This is a genomic window from Desulfosporosinus shakirovi, from assembly GCF_020595055.1.
GTDB classification, from domain to species: domain Bacteria; phylum Bacillota; class Desulfitobacteriia; order Desulfitobacteriales; family Desulfitobacteriaceae; genus Desulfosporosinus; species Desulfosporosinus shakirovi.
Genome location: NZ_JAJDOO010000077.1, coordinates 1 through 4,511, shown reverse-complemented (window position 1 = coordinate 4,511; position 4,511 = coordinate 1). Strand labels below are relative to the sequence as shown.

Here is a 4,511-nt window from a genome sequence, read left to right as displayed (position 1 = left end):
ACTGGCCCAAGTATCGATTCGAATGTTGCGATATTATGATGAAACAGGATTATTAAAACCTGCTGAAATCGATAAATTTACAAATTACAGGTTATACTCCATAGAGCAAATTCCTGTTTTGAATAAAATCATCTTTTTACGGGATTTAGGGTTTAATGTTTCTGAAATTGCGGTTGCTCTAAACCATTGGGAGGATGAATTTATAGCAAATCAACTTGACCATAAACGTCTGGAAATTGAGAACGGAATTAAAGCCGGGCAGGAAAAACTAGCTAAAATTGAACTGGCTAAGAGGGATATCCGGCAGGAAAAGATTAGGATACATTACAATGTTTCTCTTAAATCCATACCCAGTTATCAGGTGTTTTCTCTAAGGCGGGTTGTCTGTAATTATTATGCCGAGGGCCAACTGTGGAAGGAAATGTCGGCTTTTGCAGGTCAAAATAATATTCCCATTTCCAACAACACCTTTACCATTTATCACGACACGGATTATCGGGAAACAGATGTCGATATGGAAATATGTGCTCCCGTGGCCCGCATAGGCAAGGATAGGTGTGGTTTTACCTATCGGAATACGGAATCTGTACCCATTATGGCCTGTTCCATGGTTTATGGTTCTTTTGAAAACATTGCCGATGCCTACCTTGCCTTTGCAAACTGGCTGCAAGGGCATAGTCAATATAAAATGAGCGGGCAGAGCAGGCAAATTGTTCATCGCGGGCCGTGGAATGAGAAAAACCCTGACAAGTACTTAACAGAACTTCAAATACCGTTGGAAAAGATATAAGGAAAAGCGTTTTGCAGATTGCAAGACGCTTTTTAAGCTATCCTATCGGATTCTTGACTCTCACATGATGAGAGGGTCTACACTGAATTTTGAGATCAATCAAGTATTAATGGAGGTATGCACTATGCAGAATTTTGAGATCACTCCTATCGGCAAAATCAATCTAAACGACGACGGAATGTTCATTGAGCTTGAGCCGAGGTATATCCCGGCGTTACAAGGATTAGACGGATTTAGCCATATCAATGTTATCTGGTGGTTCAGTGACTTTGATAATGAGGAAACCAGAAACATACTTGAAACGCACCAACCCTATAAAAACGCTCCGCCTGTAATGGGTATTTTTGCCACAAGGTCACCAATTCGTCCAAACCCCCTGGCTTTAACTACGGCGCAGGTTATTGGCATTGACTACGCAAAAGGCATTCTGCAAATTGCCTATATTGACGCTAATAATGGAACACCGGTACTTGACATAAAGCCGTATACCCCGAGCCTTGACAGGGCGGAAACCCCGAGTGTACCCCAATGGTGCAGCCATTGGCCTAAAAGTTTAGATGAATCGGAAGATTTTAATTGGGAAAATGAATTTAATTTTTAAAATCAAACAGATGTCACATAACAATAAAGTGTGGCATCTGTTTCATTTCTATCCATTGCAATGCCCGGAAGAAAGGATTATATTATCCAAGATAAGGTGAGGTTTAAGACCATGACTGGGAGATGAATTAATGTTTAACATTTTGGTCGTCGAAGATGACGTAAATTCGCAGAAGCTGATCTGCGCTGTCCTAAAACGGGGAGGGTACAATGCCTTATGGGGCAAACCGGTGCTGCGTATTGAGGACATCCAGGAGCTGGCTGAGGCTTATGCTGAAGCAGCTGAAAGGGCTAAAACTGCAGGTTTTGATGGCATTCAAATTCACTCGGCCCATGGTTATCTTCTAAGTCAATTCCTGTCTCCTGCTTTTAATCAGCGCCAGGATGAATATGGAGGAAGCATCTATAATCGTTCTAGAATACATCTCGATATTATTCAAGGGATACGAGGTTCTACGTCAAAGAAGGAGTTTCAGGCAAATATGGGGAATTGGGCTTTATATCTTGAAAATTTCCATTGCTGAAAAAGATGACAAAAGATTGATGAAGAAAGGGGGTCACGTAGTTTGAATGGCTATAAATCCAATCTAAGAGGAATTATAGTGGGCATCATACTCTCAATGATTATGATGCCTACTATTTGGTCTTACTCCTATGGCCCAGTATACCTAAAATACAAAAGAGGCACTCATTAACGTCTATAGAGCTATCACTTAAGAAAATCATCATTGTGACTTCGTTCGCCAAATTTTGAGTAAACGTTATGTCATAATGAAAGAGTATAACTAGATAAAGTTTCTTCATTAGCACGGAACGTGACTGTAAATTGAAACCAAGTACCTTATATAGGATTCAGCCAATGCAAAATAAAATTAAGGAGTTGCGAATAAGTAAAAATATGACTCAACAACAATTGGCTGACTTGGTTTCCGTCTCAAATAGAACTATTATTTCACTTGAAAAAGAGCAGTACAATCCATCTATAATGTTGGCATATAGAATCTCTTAGTTTTTAATACTACCATTGAAAACTTATATAACTTGGAGGAAAATCTAAAAAATGAAAATCTATAATAAAAAAGGCTTTTGGAGTGGTATATTCTTTCTGCTAGTAGCAGTTGCCTATATTATACTTTTGATAAATGATCCCCATGATATGAATACTGTAAGCAATGTTAAAAGCATCTTCTTCGCTATTTTATGTGTATTATTTGGTGTTAGTCAGGTATATAGAGGTTTAGATAGTAAGCGTACTAAAGAAGATGAACAAAATGACGATGAAAGAAAGAAATTAGTCACACTCAAGGCCGAAAGCACTGCTTTTAGAATCACCTTTAATATATTTCTTGTCCTAACTGCGCTATTAATACTTGCCATAGGAGTTACAAAATATAATGGCTTAATGGATGTAACGATATATAATAGCCTACTAGGGATTTTTGTAGGAGTGGCAATTGTGCCATCAATTATGGTTATTGCTATTATAGGCGCTAATATTTATCATGATAAACGCACTTAACAATATATCAATGTATTAATCGAGTAAATGCCGGAAACGAATGACATTTAGAAACAAGTGAGGCGATAATATCATTACCAAAAAGGTCATAACGGATATAATTCTGTTACTGCTATTAGGTCTTGGAATTATTGCATATTTATTATTCAATACTAGTATTCCTAAAGAAGCACCAGTTCCAATCGTTAAATATAATAATTTAACGATTTCGACCGTGGAGTCTATGTACAATTGGTTTGATGAAAAAAAGGGCGGAAATAGCCATCTAAACCCCCCTCCCGAAGAAACAACAAAGAATATTGACGCTATTGCAGTTGAACCGAATAGTAACATAACGATCAGATTTGATACTAAATATCAACCAAAACAGATAGAAATAATCCACTGGAACCAAGGAGAAATTGAGTCGAAAGTAATTCTAAATAATGAAAAATTTAGTGCGCCTACTATACCAGGTATATATGTTTACGAAGTTATAGGTAGATGGGATGAAACCCATGACTCTGCACATGCATTTCGGATAGAAGTTAAGTAAAATAGAAGAAGAAATGTGGTTAATGTATTCAGTCTAGTCGCTTATCTAATAGGATAAGGGGTAGGTTGAGGGACAGTCCTAGGAAGGCCTGGGACTTTATTTTTTGAATTCAACTAATCTTTCCCCTGGGAGAGGATTATTTAGGAAGATGTGGAATGTATGTGGAGCTGTATGCGGATTGGGTTAAAGGTAACATATAAAGTCACTATGCGTCAGGTGAACAGTGGTTGACCGCTAATTCTCAGTTAAAATCACAATGCAATTCACAAGGGATAAATTGAACAAAAAAACAGGTGGCTCACAGCTTCAAATCGCTGTAGCCACCTGTCTTACGCTTCGTATTGTACTGTTACTCGTTACTTATTAGAAGATACTAAAATTCGACTTGGGTTGCCGGTTTTATCAATTAGATTATAAACAATATTCTTGCCATCCTCTTTTTTAACCAATCGTACATACTCACCTGTTTTAGTACCCGGTCCTTTGTTAGCCGCTCTCATCTTATCTTGAGAGTCGTCAATGGTGAGCTTAATAAGGTTTTTATCATAATATAGTGTTTGAAAAATTGGGTCCCCTTCTTCAGTGAATTTTTTGATTTGAAGATTAGCTACTTCGCCTTGACTAACGGACGCTAGGAAATTATCTACTACATTAACATCGGAAATCGTGCCACTCTGATCAACTACAATATTCCCCTGAAAAGTTTTAGATTCCTGTGGTTGGATTTGTGGAGATACTTTTCTATCTGAGCAACCAGTAATCGTGAGTGCTAAGACTAATGCTGCTAAAACAAAACTAAATCTCTGCATGTGATCACTCCTCGTATAAATGTACCAACAAGTCTATAGATGCATGTCTAGCCCAAATCTGACGTAACGGGTTTTCCCCTTTGCATTAGTTGTTAGTTTGATTATTACAAACTCAACATGCTAACTCAAAGAGTGTCTAATATACTCTCAATAGAAACATCAAATCGGGTAGCAATAATATACAAGGAATCACCGGATCTAACTAGGGCTTGCTAGCCAAACCCCGATTTTCATGTCAATTTACCGAAATAACATTTT

At 37.7% G+C, this 4,511-nt stretch carries 6 protein-coding genes and 1 pseudogene; 6 read left to right on the top strand and 1 reads right to left on the bottom strand.

Annotated elements, in window-relative coordinates; all coding sequences use genetic code 11:
- Position 1: 1 nt before the first annotated feature.
- The 6 genes and pseudogenes from LJE72_RS25780 (at position 2) to LJE72_RS25755 (ending at position 3,444) form a co-directional block, all read left to right on the top strand.
- The gene (locus LJE72_RS25780; protein ID WP_229250994.1) at positions 2–790 is read left to right on the top strand and encodes a MerR family transcriptional regulator; all 789 of its coding nucleotides are present in this window, start codon (positions 2–4) and stop codon (positions 788–790) included.
- A 124-nt stretch (positions 791–914) separates the two neighbouring features.
- Positions 915–1,391: an SAM-dependent methyltransferase gene (locus tag LJE72_RS25775; RefSeq protein WP_229250993.1), complete on the top strand. Its 477-nt coding sequence runs from the start codon at positions 915–917 to the stop codon at positions 1,389–1,391.
- A 130-nt stretch (positions 1,392–1,521) separates the two neighbouring features.
- The gene (locus LJE72_RS25770; protein WP_229250992.1) at positions 1,522–1,914 is read left to right on the top strand and encodes an oxidoreductase; all 393 of its coding nucleotides are present in this window, start codon (positions 1,522–1,524) and stop codon (positions 1,912–1,914) included.
- A gap of 335 nt (positions 1,915–2,249) precedes the next feature.
- Positions 2,250–2,464 (top strand): annotated as a pseudogene (locus LJE72_RS25765) (helix-turn-helix transcriptional regulator).
- Positions 2,451–2,909, top strand: coding sequence for a hypothetical protein (locus LJE72_RS25760; RefSeq protein ID WP_229250991.1), 459 nt, complete (start codon positions 2,451–2,453; stop codon positions 2,907–2,909). Before LJE72_RS25765 ends, LJE72_RS25760 begins: the two are co-directional and overlap by 14 nt.
- 223 nt (positions 2,910–3,132) lie before the next feature.
- Positions 3,133–3,444 carry a hypothetical protein gene (locus LJE72_RS25755; RefSeq protein WP_229250990.1) on the top strand — a complete coding sequence of 104 codons (312 nt, stop codon included), beginning with the start codon at positions 3,133–3,135 and terminating at the stop codon, positions 3,442–3,444.
- A 356-nt stretch (positions 3,445–3,800) separates the two neighbouring features.
- Here the strand turns inward: LJE72_RS25755 and LJE72_RS25750 are convergent, their stop codons facing one another.
- Positions 3,801–4,253 (bottom strand): DUF4362 domain-containing protein, encoded by a 453-nt coding sequence (locus LJE72_RS25750; protein ID WP_229250989.1) that lies wholly within the window; start codon positions 4,251–4,253, stop codon positions 3,801–3,803.
- Positions 4,254–4,511: the final 258 nt, after the last annotated feature.

Bases quoted from the DNA above. Each gene is read 5' to 3' on its own strand.
- LJE72_RS25755 (WP_229250990.1), top strand. From the start codon at position 3,133: ATGTACAATTGGTTTGATGAAAAAAAGGGCGGAAATAGCCATCTAAAC.
- LJE72_RS25750 (WP_229250989.1), bottom strand. From the start codon at position 4,253: ATGCAGAGATTTAGTTTTGTTTTAGCAGCATTAGTCTTAGCACTCACG.
- LJE72_RS25775 (WP_229250993.1), top strand. From the start codon at position 915: ATGCAGAATTTTGAGATCACTCCTATCGGCAAAATCAATCTAAACGAC.
- LJE72_RS25760 (WP_229250991.1), top strand. From the start codon at position 2,451: ATGAAAATCTATAATAAAAAAGGCTTTTGGAGTGGTATATTCTTTCTG.
- LJE72_RS25770 (WP_229250992.1), top strand. From the start codon at position 1,522: ATGTTTAACATTTTGGTCGTCGAAGATGACGTAAATTCGCAGAAGCTG.